Here is a 26,672-nt window from a genome sequence, read left to right as displayed (position 1 = left end):
ATCCACGGAAGTCCGTACCATGGTAGCGCCGACCATGTCGGAATGCGGTCGCCCTGCGCCCGCTCCGACGCCTTTCCTACCCCAGCCACGTCAGAGTGGCGGTTTTGCTCCCGGAGCCTGCCGTGCCCGTAGCCCTGCCCCGCCGTTGGCGCCTGCCCCTGTTGTGGCTGCTGATCATCGCCGCGTTGGCCGCCGGTATCGGCCTGCGCCAGCCGCAGCCGCCGGACGAGCCGCGCTTCGTGCTGGCGGCCCGTACCATGGTCGAAAGTGGAGAATGGCTGCTGCCGCACCGGGGCGTGGAGCTGTACGCGGAGAAGCCGCCGGTCTTCATGTGGCTGCAGGCGGCCGCTTACGAGGTGGTCGGCAGCTGGCAATGGTCGTTCCTGCTGCCGTCGCTGCTGGGCGCCCTGCTCAGCCTGTGGCTGGTGTCGGACCTGGCACGGCGGCTGTGGTCGCCGCGGCATTCCCTGTACGCCCTCGCGGCGCTGTTCTGCACCCTGCAGTTCGGCCTGATGGCCAAGCGCGCGCAGATCGACATGGTGCTGGTCGGCATGACCACGGTGGCCCTGTGGGGATTGATGCGCCACCTGTGCGAGCGCCGCAACCTGCCCGCGCTGTGGCTGGCCGGTTTCGCCGCTGGCCTCGGCACGGTGACCAAGGGCGTGGGGTTCCTGCCGCTGCTGATGGTGCTGCCGTGGTTCGGCTGGTGGCTGTACCAGCGCCGCCGCGGGCGCAGCGTGGACGGTCCGCACCCGGCAACGCTGCTGTGGCTGATCCCGGCCTTCCTGCTGGGCGTGGCGGTGTGGCTTGCCCCGCTGGGCTGGGCATTGCTGCATGAGCCCAGCGCGTCCCTGCAGTCCTACGCCCACGAACTGCTGTTCAAGCAGACCGGCACCCGCTACGCCAACGCCTGGCACCACCGCCAGCCGGTCTGGTACTACCTGCAGGTGATCCTGACCTTGTGGCTGCCGGGCAGCCTGTTGCTGCCGATGCTGTTCAAACCCTGGTGGCGCCGCATCCGCCGTGGTGACTGCCGGCAATGGCTGCTGTTGGGCTGGGCGCTGCTGGTGCTGGTGTTCTTCAGTGCCAGCCCCGGCAAGCGCGAGGTCTATGTGCTGCCAATGCTGCCGGCGATGGCGCTGGCGGTGGCCCCGCTGTTGCCTGGCCTGCTGCGACGGCTTTGCGTGCGGCGCTACCTGTTCGGCTACACCGTGGTGCTGATGCTGGCCACCGGTGTGCTCGGGGTGATGCTGATGACCGAACATCCGTGGGCCCTGGCGCAGCTGGAACGGCGGGCGATGCCCGATTCGCTGCTGCCGGTGCTGGGAGATGGCCTGCTGACCTTTGCCATTGCCCTGGCCACGTTGATCGTGTGGCTGCGGGTGCGACGTGCCGCAACGCTGGTGTTGCTGACCCACGGCATGCTGTGGATGCTCTACGGCCTGGTGCTGATCCCGGCGCTGGATCCGTACGCATCAGCGTCGGCGGTGATGCGCCGGGTGGGCGCGCGGATCGGCCCGGATGCGGAGCTGGCACTGGTCGCCTGGCGCGAACAGAACCTGCTGCAGGCAGATCGGCCGGTGCGCGAGTTCGGCTTCAAGCGCCCGTGGGCCGAACAATGGCATGACGCCGGCCCGTGGCTGGCCGAGGCGCCGGGCAAGCGCTGGGTGCTGGTGCTGGACGATGCGATGAGCCCCTGCGTGGACCCGGCCAAGGTGATCGACATCGGCATTGCCAACAGGAATCGTTGGCAACTGCTTCCCGGTACGGCCTGGGACCCGAAGTGCCACGCCGAGCGGACCGGATCGACCGCCGAAGAAGACTGAACGGTGACGCGCGCCGGGGACTCATTAACCCGGCGCGAACGGGCGTCCGACCCTTCTCCGACATCGAGGTGACGAGCATGAGCGCGGATTCCCGAACCGCCCCTTCCCAGCATGCCCGTTCGTCCCATTGATGCGGCAGCGCCGCTTGCGACATCACCACTGGCGTCAAGATTCGCCGTAACTCACTTCTGGCTGCCTGTCGCAATCGGTCTGCCCGTGTTTACGCTGCTGATGGGTTTCGGCGGTGATCAATGGGTGGCCGATCACCTGTTCCGCCTCGAAGGTGGCCACTGGGCGTTGCAGGACGCCTGGGTCACCCGCACGGTGGTGCACAAGGCCGGCAAGTGGCTGAGCACGTCGGCGGCGCTGGTGGCGATCCTGTTGTGCGTGCACCACTGGCGCAAGGGGGGCGATCGCACCCTGCGATGGGCGCTGCTTTATGTCGTAATTGCCATGGCGCTGGGTACGGGCGTGATCTCCCTGCTGAAGACCCTGGTGCCGATGGAATGTCCCTGGGACCTGCTGCGCTACGGTGGCCATCAGCCCTATATCGGGCTTTTCACGCAGCGCCCGGCCGGCATGGCCGCACAGGCCTGCTTCCCTGCCGGCCACGCCAGCGCAGGCTATGCGTGGCTGTGCCTGTACTATTTCGCCCTGCTGTGGCGCCCGTCGTGGCGCTGGGCAGGCTTGTGGATCGGCCTCGGCACCGGCCTGGTGTTCGGCATCAGCCAGCAGCTCCGGGGCGCGCATTTCCTTTCGCATGATGTTGCCACCGCGTTGATATGTTGGCTGCTGTCACTCGGCCTGTACCTGATCGTCAAAGGCATCCTGATCCGCCGTCAGCTGGACCGTCCCAACCGCCAGGAGGCAAACGCATGAGTGCATCGGTCCAACGCCCCGCCCGCCCTTCCGCGCTGGCGGGTCTTCGCCACTGGCGGCCACAGCTGTCCACCGAAGCACTGATCGCGTTCACCAGCCTGTTCTTCGCGGTGGCCGGCAACGGCCTGTTCTGGCACAGCGCGATGGCCAGCCATCCGGGCAGCCTGCGCTACGCGCTGTCGCTGCTGCTGTTGCTGCTGGGTGCGCACGGCGTGCTGCTGGGCATCCTGGTCTGGCGCTGGAACGCCAAAGTGGTGATCAGCCTGCTGCTGCTGGTGACCGCATTCGCCGCACACTACATGAGCCGCTACCACATCTACCTGGATGCGGACATGCTGCGCAACGTGCTGGCGACCGACCCCAAGGAAAGCCGCGAGCTGATGACGGTATCGCTGCTGTGGCCGGTACTGCTGCTGGCAGTGCTGCCGATGGTGGTGCTGTGGCGCGTGCAGCTGCGCCGCCGCAGCTGGGGCCGCAGCCTGCTCTGGCGCGTCGGCTTCCTGGTGGTGGCGGCAGTGACGGCTGTCGGCGGCGCGTTGATCTCGTTCCAGGATGTCTCGGCACTGATGCGCAACCAGCGTGAAGTGCGCTATCTCGCGACACCGGCCAATGTCCTGTTGGGCATGCCGCGTGCATTGCGTGGCGACAATCCGGTGCAGCGCGCGCCGAAGCTGCCGATCGGCACCGATGCCAAGGCCACCCCGCGCGCGCCGGCCAGCAAGCCGCGCCTGCTGGTGATCGTCATGGGCGAGACCGTGCGTGCGCAGAACTGGGGCCTCAACGGTGGCCGCAACACCACCCCGGAACTGGCGCAGGCCAGCGTGATCAATTTCCCGGACATGCATTCGTGCGGCACCAGCACCGAGGTTTCGTTGCCGTGCCTGTTCTCGCCGTGGGGCCGCCATGACTACGACGAGAAGAAGATCCGCGCGCACCAGTCGCTGCTGCACGTATTGAACCGTGCCGGCATCGCACCGTTGTGGCGTGACAACCAGTCCGGCTGCAAGGGCGTGTGCGAAGGCCTGGACTTCCAGTCCCTGTCCGATGCCACCACGCCGGGCCTGTGCGCCGATGGCCGCTGCATGGACGAGATCCTGCTGCAGGACCTGGCCACCCAGGTACGCGCCAGGCCCGGCGACCGGGTGGTGGTGCTGCACCAGCTGGGCAACCACGGTCCGGCCTACTTCGAGCGCTATCCGCCCGCATTCCGCCGTTTCACCCCGACCTGCGATACCCGTGACATTGGCCGTTGCTCGCGCGAAGAGATCACCAACAGCTACGACAATGCCGTGCTGTACACCGATCACTTCCTGACAAAGACCATCGGCACGCTGCAGGGCATGCAGGATTACGACACGGCGATGATCTACCTGTCCGACCACGGCGAGTCGCTGGGCGAGAAGGGCCTGTTCCTGCACGGCGTGCCCTACGCCATCGCCCCGGCCGAGCAGACCCGGGTACCGATGACGATGTGGTTCTCGCCAGGCTTCGCCAGCAGCCGTGGGCTGGACCTGCAGTGCGTGCGCAAGCGTTCGGCGGCGTATACCGACCATGACAACCTGTTCCCGTCGGTGCTGGGCCTGATGCAGGTGAAGACCTCGCTGTACGAACGCGACCGCGACGTGTTCGCCAACTGCGAGAGTTGAGGGGTGTTCGGCAGGGCTTGCAGCCCTGCACCTGCCGGGGCAACGGCCGAAGCAACAGCAACAGCGTGCATTCCGTGGGATGGCGGGGTGGGCCCGGTTGCGGGAGACGCCGTAAACCCATCCTTGGGGGCTTGGCCGCGGCATCCATGCCGCGGACACTCCCGCCACCGGACCCACCCCGCCTTCGACAGTTTTCCGCGATCTGTTGGAACGATCTTGGGGTCAGATCCGTTTTCCGGAGGAAAACGGATCTGACCCCATTTTGATTGTCGATACCTGACAGATGTGTCGACCAAGGTCGACACCTACCAACAGCCGCCACGATCTGTCAGAGGTGGGGCGGTGTGGGCTTGCAGGACCGTTGGCGCCATGGATGGCGCCATCGAGCCCCCATGGATGGGTTTACGGCGTGTCCTGCAAGCCCACACCGCCGCGCCATCCCACGGATACCCCGCTGTTGCGGTTGCTTCGGCGGTTGCTGTTGCTTGTGCTCTGGCCTCTGCGGGTGCCGGGCGCCGCCCGGCCGACTTCCGCCACTTGCGGAGGCAGCGGCTGCCCACTAGCCTTCGGCCGTCGTTCACCACCCAAGGACCGCCCGTGAAACACCGTCATCTCCTGCTGGCCTCGGCAATCGCCGCCGCCACGCTGGCCCTGGCCGCCTGCAAGAAGGAAGCTGCCCCAGGCACCGATACCGCCAGCAGCAGCGCCCCGGCCGGCGAAACCGCCGACCAGTTCGTGGCCCGCATCAATGCCGAGTTCAAGGCCGCCTACCCGGAGATGACCTCGGCGCAGTGGCTGTCCTCCACCTACATCAACAGTGATTCGGAACGCATCGCGGCCAAGGCCAACGAGCGCTCGCTGACCCAGCTCAACAGCTGGATCGAACAGGCTGCGAAGTTCGACGGCAAGCCGATGAGCGAGGACAGCAAGCGCGCCATCCACCTGCTGAAGCTGATGTCGTCGATGCCGGCACCGCGCGACCCGGCCAAGCTGGCCGAGCTAACCCAGATCGCCACCCGCATGGAAGGCAGCTATGGCGCCGGCAAGTACTGCACCGATGCCAACGATCCGAACTCCTGCCGCCAGCTGGGCGAGCTGGAGCAGGTGCTGGCACGCAGCCGCGACTATGACAAGCAGCTCGACGCCTGGCAGGGCTGGCACAGCACCACCAAGAACATGCGCGGCGACTACCAGAAGTTCGTCGGCCTGGTGAACGAAGGCGCCAAGGGCATGGGCTTCACCGATGCCGGCCAGATGTGGCGCAGCGGCTATGACATGCCGCCGGAGCAGATCGGCCCGGAAACCGACCGCCTGTGGGAACAGGTCAAGCCGATGTACGAGCAGCTGCACTGCTACGCACGCGGCAAGCTGGACAAGACCTACGGCAAGGACAAGGCCGAAGTGGGCAACGGCCTGATCGCCGCGCACCTGCTGGGCAACATGTGGCAGCAGGACTGGTCGAACCTGTGGGACCAGCTGGAACCGTACCCGGGCGCCGGCAGCCTGGACATCACCGCGGCGCTGGAGAAGCAGTACCAGACCAACCTGAGCGCGGCGCTGGCCAAGGCCGGCAAGGATGCCAACGTGGCCGCGCAGTACAAGGCGCAGCGCGAGGCCGAACTGCGCACCGCCAAGCAGATGACCGAACGCGCGCAGGACTTCTACGTGTCGCTGGGCATGCCGTCGCTGCCGCAGTCGTACTGGGAACGCACCCAGTTCATCAAGCCCGATGACCGCGATGTGGTCTGCCACGCCAGCGCCTGGGACATGAACATGGAAGGCGACGTGCGCACCAAGATGTGCATCAAGCCGAACGAAGAGAACTTCACCACCATCTACCACGAGCTGGGCCACATCTATTACGACCTGGCCTACAACCCGCTGCCGCCGCTGTTCCAGGGCGGTGCCAACGATGGGTTCCATGAAGCGATCGGCGACACCATCGTGCTGGCGATGACCCCCAAGTACCTCAGCTCGATCGGCCTGGTCGATGCGCCGACCGAAAGCCGCGAAGCGGTCATCAACAACCAGATGCGCATGGCGCTGTCGGGCGTGTCGTTCCTGCCGTTCGGGCTGATGATCGACCGCTGGCGCTGGGGTGTGTTCGATGGTTCGATCACCGCCGACAACTACAACAAGGCATGGTGGGACCTGAAGGCCAAGTACCAGGGCGTGGCGCCTGCCAGTACCCGTGGCGAGGAGTTCTTCGATCCGGGCGCGAAGTACCACGTGCCAGGCAACACCCCGTACACCCGCTACTTCCTGGCGCGCATCCTGCAGTTCCAGTTCTACAAGGGCCTGTGCGACGCGGCCGGCTACAAGGGCCCGCTGCATGAGTGCACCTTCTACGGCAACAAGGAAGCCGGCCAGAAATACTGGGCGATGCTGAGCAAGGGTGCCAGCCAGCCGTGGCAGGCCACGCTGAAGGAGCTGACCGGCACCGACAAGCTCGATGCCGGCCCGATGATCGAGTACTTCACGCCGGTCAACGAGTGGCTGAAGCAGCAGAACGAAGGCCAGATGTGCGGCTGGCAGGCCAACGCGGCCCCGGCGGCAAAATGAAAAAAGGGGCGGGTCCGCAAGGATCCGCCCCTTCCTGGTAGTGCCGGCCGCTGGCCGGCAACTACGCGATGAAGACCCCGCGGGCAGCCGGCCAGCGGCCGGCTCTACCGGAATGCCTGTCAGCTGTCCTTCTTCGCCGCCATCGCCGCGGCCAGGTCCGCCTTGAACTCCTCGAAGGTCTGGCCCTTTTCCTTCGCTTCGGCCTGTGCGGCGTCGCGCAGCGCATCGGAGTACATCAGGCGCACCGGCGTGCCGTTGCGCTCGTGCAGTTCACCGGCCTGCATGATCAGCGCCAGTACCTGCGCGGCGGAGTCACTGTGGCCGGCGATACGGCCGTCCATGCCCAGCACCCATTCGCCATCGCGGCGCACGACACCGGCCAGCAGGGTGCGCTGCGCGTCGCGCAGTTCCGCATGTGGCTCCACCGGCGAGGCCTGGGCAGCGGCCTTGTTGGCGGCCTGCTTTTCCTGGCGACGGCGCTGGTCGCGGCGGGTCTTGGAGCTGGTGGACATGGTGCGGTACCGCTGCGAAAGGGGGCGCAAGGATAGCGCACCCCACGCGCAGCACCGCTTCACGCGCGCTCGATCCAGCAAGGTCAGTCCAGCACTTTCCCGTGCCGCCAGTAACCCATGAAGGTGATCGTGCGGCGGTCCAGCCCGCACTCGCGGACCAGATGGCGACGGATCGCCATCACCGCTCCCGCCTCGCCTGCCACCCAGGCATACAGCGGCCCGGCCACGCTGGCATCGGCCTGTTCCCAGAGAATCTGCGCGTCAACGTCGATCTCTTCCAGTTCTTCGCCAGCGACCACGCTCGAGGCGGCCAGGCGCGCCTGCACCGCCTGCAACAGGGGCGCCCCGTACGCCGCCCGCCCGCGCGGCAGCCAGACAAGCTCGGCGGTAGCCGGCGCCTTCAGCGGCACGGCGTCGCCGGCCTGCGCCACTTCCAGCAGGGCCAGCGTACGTGGCGGATCCACCCTGGCCGCCAGTTCCTCAAGAATGCCGGCCACTGCCGGCAGCGCGGTCTCGTCAGCCACCAGCAGCACCTGGCCAACGCCGGCCGGCGGCTTCCATTCCCAGCCCTCGCTGCTGTCGGCGCAGTCGGCATCCGGGGCCAGCAGCACCACGCGGTCGCCCGGCCGTGCATGGATGGCCCATCGCGAGGCCGGCCCGGTCTCGCCATGCAGCACGAAATCAACATCGACCTCGCCCTGCTCTGCACGCAGCTGGCGGAGGGTGTAGGTGCGCATCGGCGGGCGCTGATCGTCCGGCAGGGCCCGGTAGCGCGGGTACCAGTCCTCGCCGCTGGGGACCTGCGGCGCCTCCTGGCCGGGCAAGGGGAAGAACACCTTGATGCGCTGGTCCGGCCCTCCGGTCGTCATCCGCGCCACGTCGGCACCGGTGAACACCATGCGGTCCAGGGAAGGGGAAAGAACGCGGCGCTCCTTCAGCGCCACCTCGAACAGGCGGTAGGTCTGCTGCGCAGCCATGGGGAACCTCATGCAACGACAGTGGATCGGCTGGCTGTCGTGCACCTGTGCACCGGCTGGCTGGAGTGCCCAGCCTAGTCCGGCGGTTTCCCGTCGCAAGCGTTGCGGGCGTCGTAGCCTGCCCTACCCCTGCGCGCTGCTCAGTGACCCGTGCAGGCTGCCTGCGCCGCGCGTTCGCGCCGGTGTTCCCAGTACCAGAACACGAAGCCGGCGCCGAAGAACCCAGCCTGGCCCAACGCCAGGTGCAGCGGGCTGGCGCTGAGCAGCGGCGACACCACGCCGGCCACCACGGTGCTGATCATCAGCTGCACGAAGGCCTGCAGCGACGAGGCCAGGCCGCGCTGGTGCGGGTACATGTCCAGCACCGCCAGCGCCAGGATCGGGAAGATCAGCGCCATGCCCATGCCACCCAGGAAGATCGGCAGCACCGCCCACGGCAGCACGAACTGCGGCGCCAGCGCCACGTAGCCGACGTTCAGCAGCACCGACAGCGCGCACAGGCCGAAACCAATGGATACCTGGCGGGTGGGCGTGGTGTGCCCGGCCATGCGCCCGGACAGGAACGAGCCGGTGGTCATGCCGCCGATGGTGGGGATGAACAGCCAGGCGAAACCGCCCTCGCCCAGGTGCAGGTGTTGCATCACGAACACCGGTGCCGAGGAGATGTACAGGAAGATGCCACCGAAACCGATGCTGCCGGCCAGCGCCAGGCGCAGGAAGCGCGGATTGAAACCGATGCGCACGTAATCACGCATCAGCACCCGCGGCGACAACGGAACGCGCGCTTCGAGCGGATGGGTCTCCGGCAGGTAGCGGGCGGTGGCCGCCAGCAGAACCAGTGCGAACACCACCAGGAACCAGAAGATCAGCGGCCAGCCAGCACCGCTGAGCAGGATCCAGCCACCGATGATCGGCGCGATCGCCGGGGCGATGCCGAACAGCATCGACACCTGGCTCATCAGCCGCTGCGCGTCGTGACCGTGGTACAGGTCGCGGATCACCGCGCGGCCGACGATCATGCCGACGCCTGCGGACAGGCCCTGCAGGGCGCGGAACCCCAGCAGCGTGGTCAGATCGGTGGACAGCGCACAGCCGACCGAGGCGCCGACGAACACCACCAGGCCGCCGAGGATCACCCGCTTGCGGCCCCAGGCATCGGACAGCGGGCCGTGTGCCAGGCTCATCAGGCCGTAGAACAGCAGGTACACGCTGATGGTCTGCTGCACCGCCACCTCGTCCACCGCCAGGCGCTGGGCCAGCTGCGGGAACGCTGGGAAGATGGTGTCGATCGAGAACGGACCGAACATGGCCAGGCCGGCGAGCAGCAGGGCCATGCGGCGGGTGGAAGGAGCAACAGCGGCGGTCATGGAGAAGGCGTCCGGCAGGGCCATGCGCGGCACGCACGGCGGGCGCCAGTCCCCTGCAGCAGGGACGGCGCCAGATGAATTCGGGTATCCGCCCATCATAGGTGGGGATTGCGCCTGATGCCATGCAGCAGTGCACAAAACGCACGGGCGGGCCATCGGCCATTCAGGCGCCGCGGCCGGGCCCGCAGGCGGCTGGCGCGCCCGCAACGGGCTATAATCGGCGGGCAACACGGTGGGAGAAGCGGAACACCGCTGCCGAAGGCGCAACGCCCGTAATCGCTCAGGCCCGATACCACCCGTAACACAACTCTGGAGAGACCGGTTCGATCCGGCGCCGAAGGGGCACGAAGCCGCGGTTTTCCGCGCTTCCAAACTCTCAGGCAAAAGGACAGAGGGGCGCCCCGCAGACCGCCGACCGGCGGCTTGTGCCCGTGCGTGTGCCCTTTCCTGACGGATCCTTCGCCATGTCCCAGAACACCCCTTCCCTGCGTGAGCTCGAGCACCACAATGCGTTCGTCGAGCGCCACATCGGCCCCAACGATGCCGAGATCGCGCAGATGCTCGACGTCGTCGGCCACGCGTCGCTGGATGCGATGACCGATGCCATCGTACCGGCCAAGATCAAGTCGCCGGCGCCGCTGGCACTGCCGGAATCGATGACCGAAGTGCAGGCACTGGCGAAGATCCGTGCGATCGCCGACAAGAACACCGTGCTGCGCAGCTTCATCGGCCAGGGCTACTACGGTACCCACACGCCGAACGTGATCCTGCGCAACATCCTGGAAAACCCGGCCTGGTACACCGCCTACACCCCGTACCAGGCCGAGATCTCGCAGGGCCGCATGGAAGCGCTGATCAACTTCCAGACCCTGTGCGCCGACCTCACCGGCATGGAAATCGCCAACGCCTCGCTGCTGGACGAAGCCACCGCCGCAGCTGAAGCGATGACCCTGGCCAAGCGTTCGGCCAAGTCGAAGTCGGACACCTTCTTCGTGCACGACGCCGTGCACCCGCAGACCCTGGAACTGCTGCGTACCCGCGCCGAGCCCATGGGCATCGTGCTGCGCGTCGGCACCCCGGCCGAGGCACTGGAAGCAGAAGCCTTCGGCCTGCTGCTGCAGTACCCGGACACCTTCGGCCAGATCGGCGACTACAAGGCGCTGGTCGAGGCCGTGCACGCGCGCGGCGGCCTGGTGGCCGTGGCCACCGACCTGCTGGCGCTGACCCTGCTGGCCGCCCCGGGCGAATGGGGTGCGGACATCGTGGTCGGCAACAGCCAGCGTTTCGGCGTGCCGTTCGGCTTCGGCGGCCCGCACGCCGCATTCATGGCCTGCCGCGACGCCTACAAGCGCTCGATGCCGGGCCGCCTGATCGGCGTCTCGGTCGATGCCCAGGGCAACCCGGCCTACCGCCTGACCCTGCAGACCCGCGAGCAGCACATCCGCCGCGAGAAGGCCACCTCCAACATCTGTACCGCACAGGTGCTGCTGGCGGTGATGGCCTCGATGTATGCCGTGTACCACGGCCCGGAAGGCCTGACCCGCATCGCCCGGCGCACCCACCGCCTGGCCTCGATCCTGGCCGCCGCGCTGCGCGAGGCCGGCGTGCAGGTCGGTGGCGACTTCTTCGATACGCTGCACATCACCGGCGTGCATGCCGATGAGATCCACGCCAAGGCACGCGCCGCCGGTTACAACCTGCGCGCGATCGACAGCGACTCGGTCGGCATCAGCCTGGACGAGACCGCCACCCGCGCCGACGTGGTCGCACTGGCCGCCGTGTTCGGTGCGCAGGCCGACGTCGACGCGCTGGATGCCAGCACCGCCGATGCGCTGCCGGCCGGCCTGCTGCGCCAGTCCGCATTCCTGACCCATCCGGTGTTCAACACCCACCACAGCGAGCACGAACTGCTGCGCTACCTGCGCTCGCTGGCCGACAAGGACCTGGCGATGGACCGCACGATGATCCCGCTGGGCTCGTGCACCATGAAGCTCAACGCCACCGCCGAGATGATCCCGGTGACCTGGCCGGAGTTCTCGCAGATCCACCCGCTGGTGCCGGCCGACCAGGCGCTGGGCTACAAGGAACTCATCGACACGCTGGAAGCGATGCTGGTGGAATGCACCGGCTATGACGCGGTCAGCCTGCAGCCGAACTCCGGCGCGCAGGGCGAGTACGCCGGCCTGCTGGCGATCCGCGCCTACCACCGCTCGCGCGGCGAAGGCCACCGCGACATCTGCCTGATCCCGGATTCGGCGCACGGCACCAACCCGGCCTCGGCGCAGATGTGCGGCATGAAGGTGGTGGTGACCAAGACCGATGCCAACGGCAACGTCGACGTCGAGGACATCCGCCTCAACGCCGAGAAGTACAGCGACCGCCTGGCCGCGATCATGATGACCTACCCGTCCACGCACGGCGTGTTCGAGGAAGAGGTGGTGGAGATCTGCGAGATCATCCACAAGCACGGCGGCCAGGTGTACACCGACGGTGCCAACATGAATGCCCTGGTCGGCGTGGCCAAGCCGGGCAAGTGGGGGTCGGACGTTTCGCACCTGAATCTGCACAAGACCTTCTGCATCCCGCACGGCGGTGGCGGCCCGGGCGTCGGCCCGTGCGCGGTCAAGGAGCACCTGGCCCCGTTCCTGCCGGGCAAGCTGGGTGACAACGGCCCGGTCGGCATGGTCAGCGCGGCCAGCTTCGGCAGCGCCTCGATCCTGCCGATCAGCTGGATGTACATCGCGATGATGGGCCGCGACGGCCTGCGCAAGGCCACCCAGGTCGCGCAGCTCAACGCCAACTACATCGCCAAGCGCCTGGCCCCGCACTTCAAGACCCTGTACACCGGCCGCAACGGCCTGGTGGCGCACGAGTGCATCCTGGACGTGCGCCCGCTGGAGAAGACCAGCGGCATCGGTGCCGAGGACGTGGCCAAGCGCCTGATCGACTTCGGCTTCCATGCCCCGACCCTGAGCTTCCCGGTGGCCGGCACGCTGATGGTGGAGCCGACCGAAAGCGAATCGCTGCACGAACTGGATCGCTTCATCAACGCGATGATCCAGATCCGCGAGGAGATCACCGCGATCGAAGACGGCCGCCTCGACCGCGAGGACAACCCGCTGAAGAACGCGCCGCACACTGCCACCGCAGTGACCGCCAGCGAGTGGACCCACGCCTACCCGCGTGAACTGGCCGCCTTCCCGCTGGCCAGCCTGAAGCAGAGCAAATACTGGCCGCCGGTGGCGCGTGTCGACAACGTGTACGGCGACAAGAACGTGATGTGCGCCTGCATCCCGGTCGATGCCTACAAGGATGATGAAGTCGAGGCGTGATTCCTCACTGCATCGGTAAAGAAAACGGCCCGCGCAAGCGGGCCGTTTTCATGGGGCGTGTGGACCAAGGCCCACACCCACAAGCATCCGATCACGGGTCCGGCATCTGCCCCAGGCTCAACTGCCACGACACGCCAAAGCGGTCCTGCACCCAGCCGTAGCGATTGCTGAAGTCATAGTCGCCCACCGGCATCAACCAATGGCCGCCCTCACCCAGCACGCGTGCCGCGCGCTCGAACTGCTCGGCACCGGAACACTCGACGAACAGCGAGATCGACGGCGAGAAGGTGAAATCGTGCACGTCCAGGCTGTCGAAGCACAGGTAGTGGGTGCCACCGAGCAGGAAGATGGCCTGGCGGACCTGCCCCGGCACGCCGGCGCCGGCCCCCTCGGGATGGCGTTGCAGGGCCAGCAGCCGGAAATCGGCAAAGGCTTCGGCGTACAGGGCCAGCGCGGCCTCGGCCTGGCCGGTGAACATCAGGAAGGGACGGCTGCGCAGCATGCGGTACTCCTGGTCGACGGGCCGATGACGGCCTGCCTGCACAGTGCCACGCGGAGTGTGTGCCTGTTGTAGAGCCGAGCCCATGCTCGGCTGGCGATCGCGCAAACAGCAGCCGACCGCAGGGTCGGCTCTACAGAATCACGCCCGGCGCATGCGCCGCGCGATGGCACTGCTGGCGGCGATCGTGGCGGTCAACGCCACCATCGACAGGAACTGCAGGCGGGTGTGCGGCTCACTCAGCAGCAGGCCGAAGATCAGCGCAAGGATCGCCAGTGCACAGCAGGTCAGCCACGGGAAACCGGCCATGCGGAACGGCAGTCGGGTACCCAGACGATCCGCGCGACGACGCAGCACCAGCTGCGAGACCAGCGACAGCGTCCACACCAGCAGGCAGGTGGAACCGACGATGTTCAGCAGCACCGGCAGCACCCGGTCCGGGAACAGCAGTTCCATCACCGTGGCGGCAAAGCCGAACAGCACGCTGGCCAGCACGGCGATCACCGGCACCTGGCGCGGGTCGGTCCAGCCAAGCACGGCCGGCGCTTCGCGACGCTGCGCCAGCGAATACATCATGCGCGAGGCGCCGTAGAGGTTGGCATTGAGCGCCGACAGCAGCGCGATCACGGCGATCAGCGTGATGGCGGTACCAGCGCCCGGGATGCGGGCGATGTCCAGCACGGCGGCGAACGGCGACTTCAGCGCCTCGCTGGTCCACGGCACCACGGCGATGATCACGCTCAGCGAGCCGATGTAGAACACCAGGATGCGCCAGGCCACGGTGCGGATGGCACGGGCAATGCTGCGCTCGGGGTCTTCGGTTTCGGCCGCCGCCACGGCCACGATCTCGGTGCCGCCGAAGGCGAACACCACCACCAGCAGCGCCGCGCCGATCCCGGCCAGGCCCTTCGGCGCAAAACCACCGTGTTCGGTGAAGTTGCTCAGGCCCGGGGAGGTCACCTGCCGCAGCCATCCCATCAGCAGCGCCACGCCAATGGCGATGAACGCCAGGATCGCCGCGACCTTGAGGATGGCGAACCAGAATTCGAACTCGCCGAAGTTCTTCACTCCGAGCAGGTTGATCGCGGTGAAGAACAGCATGAACGCCAACGCCGCCATCGGTACCGGTATTGCCGGCCAGACCGTGGCCAGCAGCCCGGCCGCACCCACCGCTTCGGCGGCGATCACGATCACCAGCTGCACCCACCACAGCCAGCCCACGGTTGCACCGGCGGTAGCGCCCATGGCGTCGGCTGCATACACCGAGAACGCGCCGCTGGTGGGCTTGGCCGCCGCCATCTCGCCCAGAGCGTTCATCACGATGATCACCAGCGCTCCGGCGACCAGATACGACACCAGGACCGCCGGACCGGCCGCCTGCACACCCACGCCCGAGCCGAGGAACAGCCCGGCGCCGATGGCGCTGCCCAGGCCCATCATGATCAGCTGGCGGGGCTTGAGCGAATGTCCGAGGCGGGACGGCGAAGCGGTCGGAATCGAGTTGGGCATCGGCGGGGCTGGCGGCGGGCTACAGGGGCGACACCTTACCCTGTCCCGTGCCCACGGGGATAGGCACAGCGCAGCAGGCCGCTCAGGCCAGCGCCGGCTCGCCGACGTTCCCACCGATACGGGCACGATAGGCACGCGGCGAGAAACCGGTTTCAGCCTTGAACTTGCGGGTGAAGGCACTCTGGTCGCTGAAACCGCAGGCCTGGCCGATGCAGGCGATGCTGTCGTCGCCATGCAGCAGATGCATGGCCATCTGGATCCGCAGCCGGGTCAGCACCTGCTGCGGGGTCATCTGGAACACCTTGCGGAAGCTGCGCTCCAGCTTGGACAGCGAAAAGCCGGTGATGTCCAGCAGGGTCTGCATGCGCACGTTCTCGGCGTAGTGCGCGTTGAGGTGGGCCAGCGCCAGCCGCAGCTGCTCGTACTGGGTGCCGAGGCTGTCCTTCTGGCCAAGGTCGCGGGAAATGCCGATCAGGCCCTCGATGGCCCCGTCGACCACCAGCGGGCGCTTGCAGGTCAGGCACCAGCCCGGTTCGCGGTTGGCGAACAGGTGCAGCTCCATCAGGTTCTCGATCACCTCACCGGACAGCACACGGGCGTCCTGGTCAACGTAGTCCGCACTGAGGCCGGTCGGGTAGATTTCGGCCGCCGTACGCCCGATCACGTCCTTGCGCGCGCGCAGACCCAGCCGCCGCAGCATGGTCTGGTTGACGTGGGTGTAACGCCCCTGGCGGTCCTTGATGAAGAACAGCACATCCGGGATGGCGTCGAACAGGGCTTCGATGTCGGCGGGCTCGACTCGCATGCGGCAAGCATACCCGAGCCTGCTTTTGCCCGTACGTTCACCTTTGCCGGACCGTGGTTTAACGGGGCTGGTTCCAGTGTCGTGGTTCCTTTTGATGATCCGGAGCCAACGTCCATGGCCGCCAGCAAGCCGACCGGCAAGCGCGCAACCGTCCCTGCCGAAAGCCACCGCCGGGGCGATGGCGATGAACTGCACCAGCAGGCCGGGGGCAGCCATCCGGCAATGACCACCGACCAGGGCATTCCGGTGGCGGACAACCAGAACTCCCTGCGGCAGGGACCTCGGGGGCCCACGCTGCTGGAGGACTTCATCCTGCGCGAGAAGATCACCCACTTCGATCACGAACGCATTCCCGAGCGCATCGTGCACGCACGTGGCAGCGCAGCACACGGCTACTTCGAGCTGACCCGATCACTGGCAGCCCATACCCGCGCACGCATCCTGACCGAGGTCGGCGTGAAGACGCCGGTATTCACCCGCTTCTCGACCGTGGCCGGTGGCGCAGGCTCGGTGGATACCCCGCGCGACGTGCGCGGCTTTGCGGTCAAGTTCTACACCAAGGAGGGCAACTGGGATCTGGTCGGCAACAACATCCCGGTGTTCTTCATCCAGGACGCGATGAAGTTTCCGGACCTGGTGCACGCAGTGAAGATGGAGCCGGACCGCGCCTTCCCGCAGGCCGCGTCGGCCCATGACACGTTCTGGGACTTCATTTCGCTGATGCCCGAATCGATGCACATGATCATGTGGGCGATGAGCGACCGCGCCATCCCGCGTTCGCTGCGGATGATCGAAGGCTTCGGCGTGCACAGCTTCCGCCTGCTGAACGAGGCTGGCGAGTCGACGTTCGTCAAGTTCCACTGGCGGCCCAAGCTGGGCATTCAGTCCACGGTCTGGGACGAAGCGTTGAAACTGCAATCGGCCGACAATGACTTCCATCGCCGCGACCTGTTCGAGGCCATCCAGCGCGGCGACTTTCCCGAATGGGAGCTGGCGGTGCAGCTGTTCACCGAAGAAGACGCCGACGCATTCCCGTTCGACCACCTGGATCCGACCAAGATCATTCCCGAATCGCTGGTGCCGTTGCAGGTGATCGGGCGCATGGTACTGGACCGCTGGCCCGACAACTTCTTCGCAGAGACCGAGCAGGTGGCGTTCTGCCCGGCCAACGTGCCGCCCGGCATCGACTTCAGCAACGACCCGCTGCTGCAGGGCCGCCTGTTCTCCTACCTGGACACCCAGCTGCTGCGCCTGGGCGGCCCGAACTTCCACCAGATCCCGGTGAATGCACCGCAGTGCCCGTTTGCCAATCATCAGCGCGACGGCCACATGCAGATGCAGGTGCCCAAGGGCCGCGTCGCCTACGATCCCAGCTCGCTGCAGGACGACACCCCGCGCGAGACGCCTGCCGGATTCCGCAGCCATGCCAGCGCCGACGATGGCCGCAAGGGCCGCACCCGCGCGGAGAGTTTCGCCGACCACTACAGCCAGGCCCGGATGTTCTTCCGCAGCCTGGAAAAGCCGGAGCAGGCGCACCTGGCATCGGCGCTGGTGTTCGAGCTGTCCAAGGTGGAAACGCTGAAGGTGCGGGTGCGCACCGTCAGCCACCTGCGCAACATCGATGACGCGCTGGCGCAGCGCGTGGCCGATGGCCTGGCCCTGCCTGCGCTGCCCGACCCGGCCCCAACCGCCACGCCGGTGCGGGACATGCCGCCCGCTCCCGAGGTGCGCGTGATCGGGCGTAACAAGCCGACCCTGCAGGGTCGCTGCATCGGCATCCTGTTCGACGAAGGCTCCGACGCGCGCGTGATTGCCAGCCTGAGCAAGGCCGCCCGGAAGGCAGGTGCAGACGTGAAGCTGGTCGCGCCAAAAGTGGGAGGCGCCACGCTGAGCGATGGCGCATTGCAGGCGGCAGATGGGCAGCTGGCGGGCACCCCGTCAGCCGTGTTCGATGCAGTAGCCGTGGTGCTCAGCCTTGAAGCCGCGAAGGCCTTGTCGAAAGAGAGTGCAGCCGTCGAATTCGTCAGCCAGGCGTGGGCACACCTGAAGGCCATCGCCAGCGACGCGGGCGGCCAGGTGCTGCTGAAGGCGGCGCGCGTCGGCAACGACCCCGGCATCGTCGAAACAGAAGACGCCAAGGCATTCCTGGCGGCGGCCGCCACCCGCCAGTGGGCGCGCGAGCCCAAGCTGCGCCTGCTGGCCTGACCACAACGACAGGAGAATCGTCATGCCCCGTGGTGACAAATCCGCATACACCGAAAAGCAGAAGCGCCAGGCCGAGCACATCGAGCAAAGCGAACGTGATCGCGGCGCGAGTGAAGGCACCGCCGAGCGCATTGCCTGGGCCACCGTGAACAAGCAGGACGGCGGCGGCAAGCGCGCCGGCAGTGCCCGCAAGGGCGCGAAGAAGGCGACCAGCAATAAGGCTGCCAAGAAGGCGCCTGCCAGGAAATCGGCCACAAAGAAGGCCGCAACCAAGAGGACGGCGGCGAAGAAGGCACCTGCGAAGAAGGCAGTGGCGAAGAAGGCTGTGGCGAAGAAGGCACCGGCTCGCAAGACCGCGACAAAGAAGGCCGCAAAGAAGACGGCGAAGAAGGCAGCGGTAAAGAAGACGGGTACGGCCGCCGCGCGGAGCGCCGCCGCGAAGAAGGCAGCCAAGACGCGGGCCGCGAAGAAGACCGTGCGCAAGGCGGCGGCGAAGAAAGCCGCGCGCACGCGTGCACGCGGCTGAGTCTTCGATCAGGAGGGGAGCGCCCTCATCCATGCGGCAACTTCGGCTGCGGCTGCCTCGGCACGGGCCTGCAGCAGTAGATGCGGCCCTTCCAGCGACACGTGCCGGGCATCGGGCAACAAGACCTGCAGCTCGGCCACGCTGGGCGGCCACAACAGGTGGTCCTGTCGTGCATGCAGGCATAACGTCGGCAGCGTGAGCTTCGGCAACTGCGCGCGGACATCGATCTGCAGTGTCGCCGCAGCGCGCTGCCGCAGGATCGCGGTCGGTACCGCAGCGATCGCATGCCGCAGCTCGCGAAGGTTCATGCGTGTCCGCCAATGCCCCAGCAGAAGCCGGGCCAGCAACGCCAGCGGCGGCGGTGGCCATGCAGGGGCTAGCAAGCGTGCGCTCGCCGCTGGCAGCGGCACCGGTCGCCGCGCGAAGGTCGTACTCAGTATCAATCCGCGCAATCCCGGCGGTGAAGCCACCGCCAGTTCGATAGCCAGCGGCCCGGCAAACGATTCAGCCAGCAGCACAAAGGGAGAGATGGGAAGCTGCGGGCGCAGGATCGACGCCAATGTAACGTAGTCCTGTGGCCCGTGCATGGGCAGCGGCAGCACCTGCACGGTAACCCCCTGGTCCTGCATCGCTTCCACGAAGCATGTCGACAGCAGGCCGCTGCCATCCAGCCCGGGCAGCATCACGATCGGGAGCATCACGGCGTTCATCACATTGCTCACTTCTCAGGTCCCTTCGCACGACTCGCTGCCGCGCAGCTTCGCTTATCGGCTCGACCCAGGGAAGTGCACGCCGCTGGTCGCGGCGCTACCCTGATGGCCCCGGACAGACGAGGAAGGCGGCATGCGCAAGCCACGCTGGCTCAGCTGGACCGGCATTGCCCTATGCGCGCTCTATCTCGCGCTTACCACCTGGCTGGTGCTCGATGCCCGGTCCAACAGCGACCCCAAGAGCGCCTACATCCTCATGCAACTGCCGGTGATGCTGCAGACCGCAGCACTCAACGTCATCGGCGTGGGACGCTGGCTTTCCGGAATGACCTGGATCACCGTCTACCTTCTGGTGATTCCTCCCACGCTTGGCGTGCTGTACGTGCTTGGGGCCATGCTCGGCAGCGTCCTGGAGCAATGAGGGCGATCCTCCCTGCTGCCTGAGCGGGCAATGCAAATACGGCCGCTCAAGGCGGCCGTATTCCTGTCACGGGGTCAGCAGCCTGCTCAGGCTGCATGGCGCGGCGCGGCCGAAGCCCCTGCGCCTTCCACCTTGAATACCGCCACCGACGTGGTCAGCGCATGCGCCTGTTCTTCCAGCGCGCGGCTCGCCGCAGTGGCTTCTTCCACCAGGGCCGCGTTCTGCTGTGTCACCTGGTCCATCTGCACCACCACCTGGTTGACCTGCTCGATGCCGGCGGCCTGTTCCTTGCTGGCCGCTGCGATGTCGCTCATCAGCTGGGTGGTGCGCGAACTGGCCTGGGCCACGCGTGCGATCGCTGCTTCCGATTCAACGGTCACCGCCAGGCCACTCTTCACCTTGGCAGCGGCGTCTTCGATCAGCTCCTTGATTTCCTTGGCCGCGACGCCGGCGCGCTGCGCGAGCGTGCGTACTTCGCTGGCGACCACGGCAAAACCACGGCCCTGCTCGCCCGCGCGCGCGGCTTCCACCGCAGCGTTCAGCGCCAGGATGTTGGTCTGGAACGCGATGCCGTCGATAACGGTGGAGATTTCCGAGATGCGTGCCGAGGACTGATCGATCTCACCCATCACCGAGGCCATCTGCGCCATCGCCTGCTCGGTCTCGCGTACGGCGGCACCGGCGGCATGCGCTTCGCTGTCGGCCTGACGCGCCAGCTCGGCGTTCTGGCGCACGGTGGAGGTCAGCTCCTCCATCGACGCGGCAGCTTCCTCCAGGTTGGCCGCCTGCTGCTCCGTGCGGCGCGACAGGTCGTTGTTGCCGGCGGCCAGTTCCTGGGCCGCGTTGTTGATGCTGTCGGCAGCCACCTGGATGCCCCGCACAATGCCCGTCAGCTGCGCGGTGGTGGTATTGGCGTCGTCGCGCATGCGCGCGAACACGCCGTCGTACTCACCGTCCATGCGTGCGGTCAGGTCACCGTGCGAGATCGCGCGCAGCACGTCGGAAACATCGGCAATGCTGGCCTGCGAACTGGCCATCATGCCGTTGAGGTGTTCGACCATCGCCTTGAACTGGTACTGGAACGCAGCAGCATCGCCACGCATGCTGAAGTCGCCGGCGCGAGCCGCACGGGCCAGTTCATCGATCTGCGCGTTGATCGCCATCAGGCTCTGCTTTACCGCGGCCAGAGTGCGGGTCAGCGTGCCCTTCTCGCCCGGGTAGTCCGGCAGGTCACGGCTGAGGTCGCCGATCGCGTAACGCTGCATCACTTCGGCCATCAGCAGCTCCACCTGCACGTGCGATTCGACCAGGCTGTTGGTGGCCTGCACCATGCGGCCGAAATCACCGGGGAAGGCACTGTCGTCCATGCGATAGCGGATCGCACCCGCTTCGTGCTGCTCAGCCATCTGCAGCTGCGCGCCGATCGCCGCCTGCACGCTCTGCCGCACACTGGCCATGGCCTCGCCCAGCTGGGTCAGTTCATCCCGGCCACCGAGGCGGAACTCCTGGTCCAGCTGGCCCTTGGACAGCCGCTCGGCCAGGTTCACCGCGCGCGCCAGCGGGCCGGTCAGGCTGCGGCCGATCATCACCGAGGCGCCGATGCCGGCAAGCAGCGCGACGCCGCCCAGCACCAGCAGCTGCAGCAGGCTGCGTTCGCCCAGGCGGATCGCTTCGGCGGCAGCTTCACGGCTTTCCTTCTCCTCGAAGTCCACGCCATCGGACAGCGCCTTGTTCCAGCCGTTGGCCGCTTCCTGCACCGGGCCCAGCGTCAGCGCCACGGCGCCAGGGTAATCACCCTGCTCCATCAGTTCGCTGGTCTGCTTGTTGAGCGGGCGCGCAACGGCACGCTTGGCCGCGATGGTTTCCGCGATGGTCTTGCCCTGGGCATCGCTGGGCAGCGCCTGGTAGGCGGTCCAGCTGGCCTCATAGCGCTTGACCAGGTCGGCGATGCGCTTCTCGTCGCTGCCGCGGTCTTCGCCCTGACGGATCAGCATTTCGCGGCGTACGACCATCATCTGGTTGTTGGCATCGAGCATCTGCGACAGCAGGCGCACCTTGGCCACGCTGACGTCGACCACCTGCTGCATCGCGCGCTTCTGCACGACACTGGCAGTGGCGCCGGTGGCCACCACGGCGGCGACCAGCAGCAGCAACAGGCCAAAGCCCAGCCCAAGACGCCAGGCAACCCTGACGTTCCTCAAGTAGTTCATGGGGGTATCCAATACGGGGGGATGTGGCCTTATCGGCGGCCTCATGCTGGGTCTTGACCCGTAAATTCTGAACGCTTCGGGCGCGGTTCACGTTTGCATCGCCATTGCCAGCAACGAATGCGCAGCATCTCCGTAGGCGGTCTGATCCACGCAGTTGTTGCCGTTATGCTGGGCCACCGCTGATCTGCAAGATGCCAGACCTCGGCCACCCTCGCCATCGTACAAGGACGACCATGAGGCATTATCTCAGTGCACTTCCGCTCCTGCTTGCCTGCATGACAAGCCCACAGTCCGCGCACGCCCAGGACGCATACACCGGAAGCAACTTCAAGTTCCTCTACGCGTACAACATCATCGGCAATGCTGACCCCGCAGTCCGCTCCCAGCTGACCGAGCTGCACAATGCCGGCGCGAATGTGATTCCCGTGACAGGATGGAATACGGGTGAACTCAGCTCCCGTTTGCAGGCGCTGCGGCAGGACCCGCTGTTATCCAGATTCAAAGTGCTGCTCCAGTTCAACGGACCCGTTCACGACGCCTGGTACGCAGATCCCGGCAGTGCCTGCTCTCCTGGCAACGAGCGTCTACCAGACTGGCTTCAACAGGAGCTTGACGCTGTTGCTGCACTTGCCCTGCAGAACTCAGACATCGTAGTTGGTTACTACACTTTTGACGAACCAGCTCTGCCACAGACACCACAGAACCTTGGTATCTGCAAGCGCTTCCAGGAACTGGTCTACGAAAGGCTTCGGCAAGCGGATCCCGATGCATCCGCGCGCCCGGTGATCATCGCCAATCTGATGGGCACGTTGAGCGATGTCCAGATCCAGTACGCAATGAGCCCACACGCACAGGATGTCGTCTTCGTTGACCAGTATCAGAACACCGTCAACGAACAGGTCGCTCAGTACCAGAAATGGAAACGGCACGGATTGCTGGGAGGTGGAATGGTTCCGGTCCTTCCTGCTTTCAACTACACCAGCTGCAATGACCCCGGACTGCGCACCAGCTTCCGGGTGAAACTCGAAGCTTCATTGCAAGCCGTGTATGGAGCGGACCGCCCTCGCAACCTAGGCAGCGCCTACTTTGCGTTCTGGCCGGGTGCACGCCCTGATTTTCAGTTCGACGGGCAGAACTGCCCTGCCATCTTCAACTCAATGATCGATGACCTCACGCATCAACCGGACCTTCAGGTCACGCGGATCGACACGATTCCAAGCCAGTTCCGGGCAGGGGAGCCAGTCCGTTTCCGGGCAACCATCCGAAATGCCGGCAATGCTCCGTCTCCCATGAATCACCACAGTGTCCTCGTCCATGAGGAGGGACAGTGTTTCGAGGGAGGATGCCAATGGGGGATCTTGACCATCAGTCTGGCCCCTGGTCAACAGGCCACCATAGATCTGAACCAGGGACCCAGCTGGACACCTTCGGCAGGGCTGCATGCGATGACCGTGTTCGCTGATGACGCGGACCGCATCAAGGAACTCGACGAACACAACAACGAGTTGACCCGGGAAATCATGGTGGGGGATCTGCCCGATCTGCAGCCATACCTGATCGAAACGATTCCAGCCAGTTTCAAGCCAGGCGATGCAGTGACATTCCGCACGGCGGTAACCAACCGCGGATCAATGCCCGCACCTGCGGGTTGGCTCGGAGCGGTCTATCTGGTAAACGGCGCGTGCCCAGCCAGTGGCTGCCCCTGGAGTGGCCTGACAACGGCCTTGGCGCCGGGCGAATCCGTATGGTTGAGCCCCGCAGGCCCCGTTTGGCCAGCCGCGGGTGGCCAGCAACAGATCACCTCCATTGTTGACGACCAAGGGCTGATCCAGGAGTCGAATGAGGGCAACAACCAGCTGGCTCGAATCATCCAGGTCTCGGACAAGCCAGACCTTCGGATCACCAGCGCCCATTCACAGCCGCTGCGTCCGAAATCCGGCGATGCAACCTCGTTCACCGCAACCATCGAGAATGTCGGCTCGGTCGCCGCCAGCGCGCCTTGGATTGGGCTGATGGCCATGAAGAACGGGCAGTGTTTCATTGAAGGTTGCGTATGGGGCGGCCTCCAGAACTACACCCTGGCACCCGGCGCCAGCGTCAATGTCAGGACTTACAACGACGTCTGGCGCCCGACCCCAGGGGTGCACTCCATCCAGCTGCTGGTTGACGATCAGAACACCGTGAGCGAGTCACGGGAGGACAACAACAGCATCGACATCATGGTTACTGTGGATTGAACATCAGGGCAGGCGGCGACGGATCCGTGGTCGCCTGCCCTCGTTGCTTTCCATGTGCAGACGCGGCCCCACAAGGGATGGTCACGTTGGCACCACTCATCCCGGCGTCAGATTCTTTTCACATCAGTCCTGCATTGCGCACAGGCATGGTAGTTCCGTGAATGCCGGAGATGCCCATGCGTGTACCCCATCCTGTACTGTTCGTCCTGTCGCTACTGATATCACCCGCCTTCGCGCAGTCCCCTGCGCCCAACCTGCCCGCCCCCATTGCCGAGAAGGCCGGCCCGGACACCGCAGTGCGCTCCGCACTGCATGCCCAAGTGCTGCTGGATCGCGCGAATTTCTCGCCTGGCCAGATCGATGGCGAAGTGGGCAGCAACCAGCGACGCGCGGTGGCGGGCTTCCAGGCCGCGCATGGGCTGACCGCGACGGGTGAGCTGGACGACGCCACCTGGAAGGCCCTGCAGGCTGATACGGTGGGGCCGCTGGCCAGCTACACGCTGACTGCCGAGGATGTTGCCGGCCCGTTCCAGGCCACACCGAAAGGACCTGCCGCACAGGCCAAACTGAAATCGCTGGGTTTCAGCAGCGTGGAAGAAGCCCTGGGCGAGCGCTTCCACGCCTCGCCGGAGTTGCTGAAGGTGCTCAATCCCGGCGTGGATCTGACCAAGGCTGGCAGCCGCATCCAAGTGCCCAACATCGCACCAGCGGCATTGCCGAAGGCGGCGAAGATCGTGGTCGACAAATCCGACTCCACCCTGCAGTTGCTGGATGCGCAGGGCAAGCTGATCGCGCAGGTGCCGGTGTCGTCGGGCAGCCAGCACGACCCGTTGCCGATCGGCGAATGGAAGATCCTGGGCGTGTATCGCGACCCGCCGTTCCACTACAACCCGAAGTTGTTCTGGGATGCGCGCAAGGGCGAAAAGAAAGCGACGCTGCCGCCGGGCCCGAACAATCCGGTCGGCCGGGTCTGGATCGACCTGTCCAAGCCACACTACGGCCTGCATGGCACGCCCGAACCCAGCCATGTCGGCAAGACCGAATCGCATGGCTGCGTACGCATGACCAACTGGGATGCGGTGCGTGTGGCCGACGCAGTGGATACCTCGGTACCCGTGGTGATGCAGGAGTGAACCGATGCGTCTTTCGCAGCTGATCGTATTGGGCGTACTGCTGGGACTGGGGGCAGGTTGGTGGCTGCGTCGCGATGGGAGTGAGCCGGTAGCCGCCTCGCTGCCGGCAGCGCCATCGGCGGTGTCCGCCGCGCCGGTGGTCGAACCAGCGCCACGCGCAACGGCCCCACCCGCCACCACCGCGCCGCCGGCCGCGCAGGCTGCGGATGCACCGTCCGGCCTGCTGCTGCCGGTGCAGGGCATCCTGGCCTCGCAGCTGCGCGATACCTTCACCGATGCACGCAGCGAAGGCCGCGTACACGATGCCATCGACATCATGGCCGATGCAGGTACTCCCGTACTCGCGGTGGCTGATGGCACGGTGGAAAAACTGTTCGACAGCGAACGCGGCGGGCTGACGATCTACCAGTTCGAGCCCAGCGGACGCTGGTGCTACTACTACGCGCACCTGCAGCGCTATGCCGATGGCCTGGCCGAGAAACAGGCGATCAAGCGCGGGGATGTGATCGGCTACGTCGGCAGCACCGGCAATGCCAGCGCCGAGGCCCCGCACCTGCACTTCGAAGTGCATGTGTTGGGGCCGGAGAAGCAGTGGTGGAAGGGAGAGTCGATCAATCCCTATCCCTTGCTGAAGTCGGCGGCACCGATGCCCGGCGCTGCTGGCGCCGCAACGCCACAGTGAAGACAGTCAACGCAGCCCCCGGAATCAGCAGGAACAGCGCCGCCATCTTCCAGAAAAAGAACGGCCACAGCCAGAGGTAGTCCAGGTCGGTCAGCTTCAGCAGACCCAGCGGCGGCTGCAGCTCGATGTCTGCAGTGCGTCCCGCCAGCGCCGGATCCACCTCCAGCACGGTTACCCGCAGCCATGAGCGGCCGCGTGGCAATGCGTCGCCGCGACCGTAACCAAAGTAGGAGGCCATGAGGCCGCTGGACTCAACCGATACCAGCGCGCGGTCGATGCCCTGCCCGGCCACTCCCCAACGCTCCCCTGCGCGGAAGTCTCCATGTTCGGTGGGAGTCTCGATGCGCAGCAGCACTTCAGGGTCAGCCTCTGTACCGTCCGCGGCATAGCGCAGGCGCAGCCGAAGCTGGTCATCGATGAGGCGGTAGACGGTGATCTGGGCGGTTGCGCCAGGGCGCAGCACCAGCGGCACCGTCTGCGTGCGCGAAGCCAGGGCATTGGCGGCTGCACCCAACACAAGTACCAGGCCGGCCATGCACCACAGGCTCCACGACACCCACAGGGTGACCCGCACTACCGTCCCGCCTTTCACGTTGACATCCTGGTCATCGCGTCGCTTCCCCGCTGGCCTGGC

Annotated in this window: 20 protein-coding genes and 1 riboswitch; of the genes, 11 read left to right on the top strand and 9 right to left on the bottom strand. The window is 66.3% G+C overall.

The genetic code is table 11. The features are described 5' to 3' along the window. Nucleotides 1-122: 122 nt before the first annotated feature. The 4 genes from E5790_RS15345 to E5790_RS15330 all read left to right on the top strand — a co-directional run bounded on the left by E5790_RS15345 (nucleotide 123) and on the right by E5790_RS15330 (nucleotide 6,913). Nucleotides 123-1,826 (top strand): glycosyltransferase family 39 protein, encoded by a 1,704-nt coding sequence (locus tag E5790_RS15345; RefSeq protein WP_050483544.1) that lies wholly within the window; start codon nucleotides 123-125, stop codon nucleotides 1,824-1,826. Nucleotides 1,827-1,937: 111 nt separating this feature from the next. After that, on the top strand, nucleotides 1,938-2,705 hold the full coding sequence (locus tag E5790_RS15340) for a phosphatase PAP2 family protein (protein WP_041863683.1): 768 nt from the start codon (nucleotides 1,938-1,940) through the stop codon (nucleotides 2,703-2,705). Further along, nucleotides 2,702-4,351 carry a phosphoethanolamine--lipid A transferase gene (locus tag E5790_RS15335; RefSeq protein WP_014648014.1) on the top strand — a complete coding sequence of 550 codons (1,650 nt, stop codon included), beginning with the start codon at nucleotides 2,702-2,704 and terminating at the stop codon, nucleotides 4,349-4,351. The genes E5790_RS15340 and E5790_RS15335 overlap by 4 nt, the downstream gene beginning before the upstream one ends. A 597-nt stretch (nucleotides 4,352-4,948) precedes the next feature. After that, complete coding sequence (locus tag E5790_RS15330; RefSeq protein WP_032960031.1) at nucleotides 4,949-6,913, top strand: M2 family metallopeptidase; 1,965 nt, start codon at nucleotides 4,949-4,951, stop codon at nucleotides 6,911-6,913. Between the two features lie 119 nt (nucleotides 6,914-7,032). Here the strand turns inward: E5790_RS15330 and E5790_RS15325 are convergent, their stop codons facing one another. The 3 genes from E5790_RS15325 to E5790_RS15315 form a co-directional block, all read right to left on the bottom strand. Then, nucleotides 7,033-7,425 carry a hypothetical protein gene (locus tag E5790_RS15325; RefSeq protein WP_014648016.1) on the bottom strand — a complete coding sequence of 131 codons (393 nt, stop codon included), beginning with the start codon at nucleotides 7,423-7,425 and terminating at the stop codon, nucleotides 7,033-7,035. 83 nt (nucleotides 7,426-7,508) lie between these two features. Next, on the bottom strand, nucleotides 7,509-8,402 hold the full coding sequence (locus tag E5790_RS15320) for a siderophore-interacting protein (protein WP_111206464.1): 894 nt from the start codon (nucleotides 8,400-8,402) through the stop codon (nucleotides 7,509-7,511). 140 nt (nucleotides 8,403-8,542) lie between these two features. Then, a complete protein-coding gene (locus tag E5790_RS15315) occupies nucleotides 8,543-9,769 on the bottom strand; it encodes a multidrug effflux MFS transporter (protein ID WP_032960036.1) in 1,227 nt (408 codons plus the stop codon). Nucleotides 9,770-10,068: 299 nt separating this feature from the next. Continuing rightward, nucleotides 10,069-10,171: riboswitch (glycine riboswitch) on the top strand. Between the two features lie 62 nt (nucleotides 10,172-10,233). Between E5790_RS15315 and gcvP the strand changes: the two genes are divergently transcribed. After that, a complete protein-coding gene (gene gcvP, locus E5790_RS15310) occupies nucleotides 10,234-13,101 on the top strand; it encodes an aminomethyl-transferring glycine dehydrogenase (RefSeq protein ID WP_046431972.1) in 2,868 nt (955 codons plus the stop codon). Nucleotides 13,102-13,192: 91 nt separating this feature from the next. Here the strand turns inward: gcvP and E5790_RS15305 are convergent, their stop codons facing one another. The 3 genes from E5790_RS15305 to E5790_RS15295 form a co-directional block, all read right to left on the bottom strand. Continuing rightward, nucleotides 13,193-13,603, bottom strand: coding sequence for a VOC family protein (locus tag E5790_RS15305; protein WP_005418291.1), 411 nt, complete (start codon nucleotides 13,601-13,603; stop codon nucleotides 13,193-13,195). Between the two features lie 138 nt (nucleotides 13,604-13,741). Beyond that, a complete protein-coding gene (locus tag E5790_RS15300; protein ID WP_111206462.1) occupies nucleotides 13,742-15,109 on the bottom strand; it encodes an amino acid permease in 1,368 nt (455 codons plus the stop codon). A gap of 82 nt (nucleotides 15,110-15,191) precedes the next feature. Further along, nucleotides 15,192-15,914 carry an AraC family transcriptional regulator gene (locus tag E5790_RS15295; protein ID WP_014038112.1) on the bottom strand — a complete coding sequence of 241 codons (723 nt, stop codon included), beginning with the start codon at nucleotides 15,912-15,914 and terminating at the stop codon, nucleotides 15,192-15,194. Between the two features lie 114 nt (nucleotides 15,915-16,028). Between E5790_RS15295 and E5790_RS15290 the strand changes: the two genes are divergently transcribed. Together E5790_RS15290 and E5790_RS15285 are read left to right on the top strand one after the other, a co-directional pair. Continuing rightward, nucleotides 16,029-18,119, top strand: coding sequence for a catalase (locus E5790_RS15290; RefSeq protein WP_111206460.1), 2,091 nt, complete (start codon nucleotides 16,029-16,031; stop codon nucleotides 18,117-18,119). 22 nt (nucleotides 18,120-18,141) lie between these two features. Next, complete coding sequence (locus tag E5790_RS15285; RefSeq protein WP_111206458.1) at nucleotides 18,142-18,645, top strand: hypothetical protein; 504 nt, start codon at nucleotides 18,142-18,144, stop codon at nucleotides 18,643-18,645. An 8-nt stretch (nucleotides 18,646-18,653) separates the two neighbouring features. On the opposite strand, the gene E5790_RS15280 is transcribed toward E5790_RS15285, so the two are convergent. Next, complete coding sequence (locus tag E5790_RS15280) at nucleotides 18,654-19,274, bottom strand: alpha/beta hydrolase (protein WP_229653784.1); 621 nt, start codon at nucleotides 19,272-19,274, stop codon at nucleotides 18,654-18,656. A gap of 214 nt (nucleotides 19,275-19,488) precedes the next feature. On the opposite strand from E5790_RS15280, the gene E5790_RS15275 reads away from it, so the two are divergent. After that, nucleotides 19,489-19,776: a hypothetical protein gene (locus E5790_RS15275; RefSeq protein ID WP_032960023.1), complete on the top strand. Its 288-nt coding sequence runs from the start codon at nucleotides 19,489-19,491 to the stop codon at nucleotides 19,774-19,776. Between the two features lie 86 nt (nucleotides 19,777-19,862). Here the strand turns inward: E5790_RS15275 and E5790_RS15270 are convergent, their stop codons facing one another. Continuing rightward, a complete protein-coding gene (locus E5790_RS15270) occupies nucleotides 19,863-21,986 on the bottom strand; it encodes a methyl-accepting chemotaxis protein (RefSeq protein WP_049441935.1) in 2,124 nt (707 codons plus the stop codon). Between the two features lie 233 nt (nucleotides 21,987-22,219). Here E5790_RS15270 and E5790_RS15265 point away from each other — a divergent pair, with 233 nt between their 5' ends. From E5790_RS15265 to E5790_RS15255, 3 genes are all read left to right on the top strand, one after another. Then, the gene (locus E5790_RS15265; protein WP_049441936.1) at nucleotides 22,220-24,223 is read left to right on the top strand and encodes a CARDB domain-containing protein; all 2,004 of its coding nucleotides are present in this window, start codon (nucleotides 22,220-22,222) and stop codon (nucleotides 24,221-24,223) included. 170 nt (nucleotides 24,224-24,393) lie between these two features. Then, nucleotides 24,394-25,356, top strand: coding sequence for a murein L,D-transpeptidase (locus E5790_RS15260; protein ID WP_172601369.1), 963 nt, complete (start codon nucleotides 24,394-24,396; stop codon nucleotides 25,354-25,356). Nucleotides 25,357-25,360: 4 nt separating this feature from the next. Beyond that, nucleotides 25,361-26,038: a M23 family metallopeptidase gene (locus E5790_RS15255; RefSeq protein ID WP_111206450.1), complete on the top strand. Its 678-nt coding sequence runs from the start codon at nucleotides 25,361-25,363 to the stop codon at nucleotides 26,036-26,038. Here E5790_RS15255 and E5790_RS15250 read toward each other — a convergent pair. Beyond that, complete coding sequence (locus tag E5790_RS15250; protein ID WP_049407584.1) at nucleotides 25,968-26,630, bottom strand: hypothetical protein; 663 nt, start codon at nucleotides 26,628-26,630, stop codon at nucleotides 25,968-25,970. The genes E5790_RS15255 and E5790_RS15250 overlap by 71 nt on opposite strands. Nucleotides 26,631-26,672 lie beyond the last annotated feature (42 nt).

It is taken from the genome of Stenotrophomonas sp. PAMC25021 (assembly GCF_004795795.1).
GTDB lineage: Bacteria > Pseudomonadota > Gammaproteobacteria > Xanthomonadales > Xanthomonadaceae > Stenotrophomonas > Stenotrophomonas muris.
This window is presented reverse-complemented; position numbering and strand designations above follow the sequence as displayed.

Excerpts from the sequence above, each read along its gene's own strand:
- E5790_RS15340 (WP_041863683.1), top strand. The coding sequence starts at position 1,938 with ATGCCCGTTCGTCCCATTGATGCGGCAGCGCCGCTTGCGACATCACCA.
- E5790_RS15335 (WP_014648014.1), top strand. The coding sequence starts at position 2,702 with ATGAGTGCATCGGTCCAACGCCCCGCCCGCCCTTCCGCGCTGGCGGGT.
- E5790_RS15325 (WP_014648016.1), bottom strand. The coding sequence starts at position 7,425 with ATGTCCACCAGCTCCAAGACCCGCCGCGACCAGCGCCGTCGCCAGGAA.
- E5790_RS15320 (WP_111206464.1), bottom strand. The coding sequence starts at position 8,402 with ATGGCTGCGCAGCAGACCTACCGCCTGTTCGAGGTGGCGCTGAAGGAG.
- E5790_RS15315 (WP_032960036.1), bottom strand. The coding sequence starts at position 9,769 with ATGACCGCCGCTGTTGCTCCTTCCACCCGCCGCATGGCCCTGCTGCTC.
- gcvP (WP_046431972.1), top strand. The coding sequence starts at position 10,234 with ATGTCCCAGAACACCCCTTCCCTGCGTGAGCTCGAGCACCACAATGCG.
- E5790_RS15305 (WP_005418291.1), bottom strand. The coding sequence starts at position 13,603 with ATGCTGCGCAGCCGTCCCTTCCTGATGTTCACCGGCCAGGCCGAGGCC.
- E5790_RS15300 (WP_111206462.1), bottom strand. The coding sequence starts at position 15,109 with ATGCCCAACTCGATTCCGACCGCTTCGCCGTCCCGCCTCGGACATTCG.
- E5790_RS15295 (WP_014038112.1), bottom strand. The coding sequence starts at position 15,914 with ATGCGAGTCGAGCCCGCCGACATCGAAGCCCTGTTCGACGCCATCCCG.
- E5790_RS15290 (WP_111206460.1), top strand. The coding sequence starts at position 16,029 with ATGGCCGCCAGCAAGCCGACCGGCAAGCGCGCAACCGTCCCTGCCGAA.
- E5790_RS15285 (WP_111206458.1), top strand. The coding sequence starts at position 18,142 with ATGCCCCGTGGTGACAAATCCGCATACACCGAAAAGCAGAAGCGCCAG.
- E5790_RS15280 (WP_229653784.1), bottom strand. The coding sequence starts at position 19,274 with ATGCAGGACCAGGGGGTTACCGTGCAGGTGCTGCCGCTGCCCATGCAC.
- E5790_RS15275 (WP_032960023.1), top strand. The coding sequence starts at position 19,489 with ATGCGCAAGCCACGCTGGCTCAGCTGGACCGGCATTGCCCTATGCGCG.
- E5790_RS15270 (WP_049441935.1), bottom strand. The coding sequence starts at position 21,986 with ATGAACTACTTGAGGAACGTCAGGGTTGCCTGGCGTCTTGGGCTGGGC.
- E5790_RS15265 (WP_049441936.1), top strand. The coding sequence starts at position 22,220 with ATGAGGCATTATCTCAGTGCACTTCCGCTCCTGCTTGCCTGCATGACA.
- E5790_RS15260 (WP_172601369.1), top strand. The coding sequence starts at position 24,394 with ATGCCCATGCGTGTACCCCATCCTGTACTGTTCGTCCTGTCGCTACTG.
- E5790_RS15255 (WP_111206450.1), top strand. The coding sequence starts at position 25,361 with ATGCGTCTTTCGCAGCTGATCGTATTGGGCGTACTGCTGGGACTGGGG.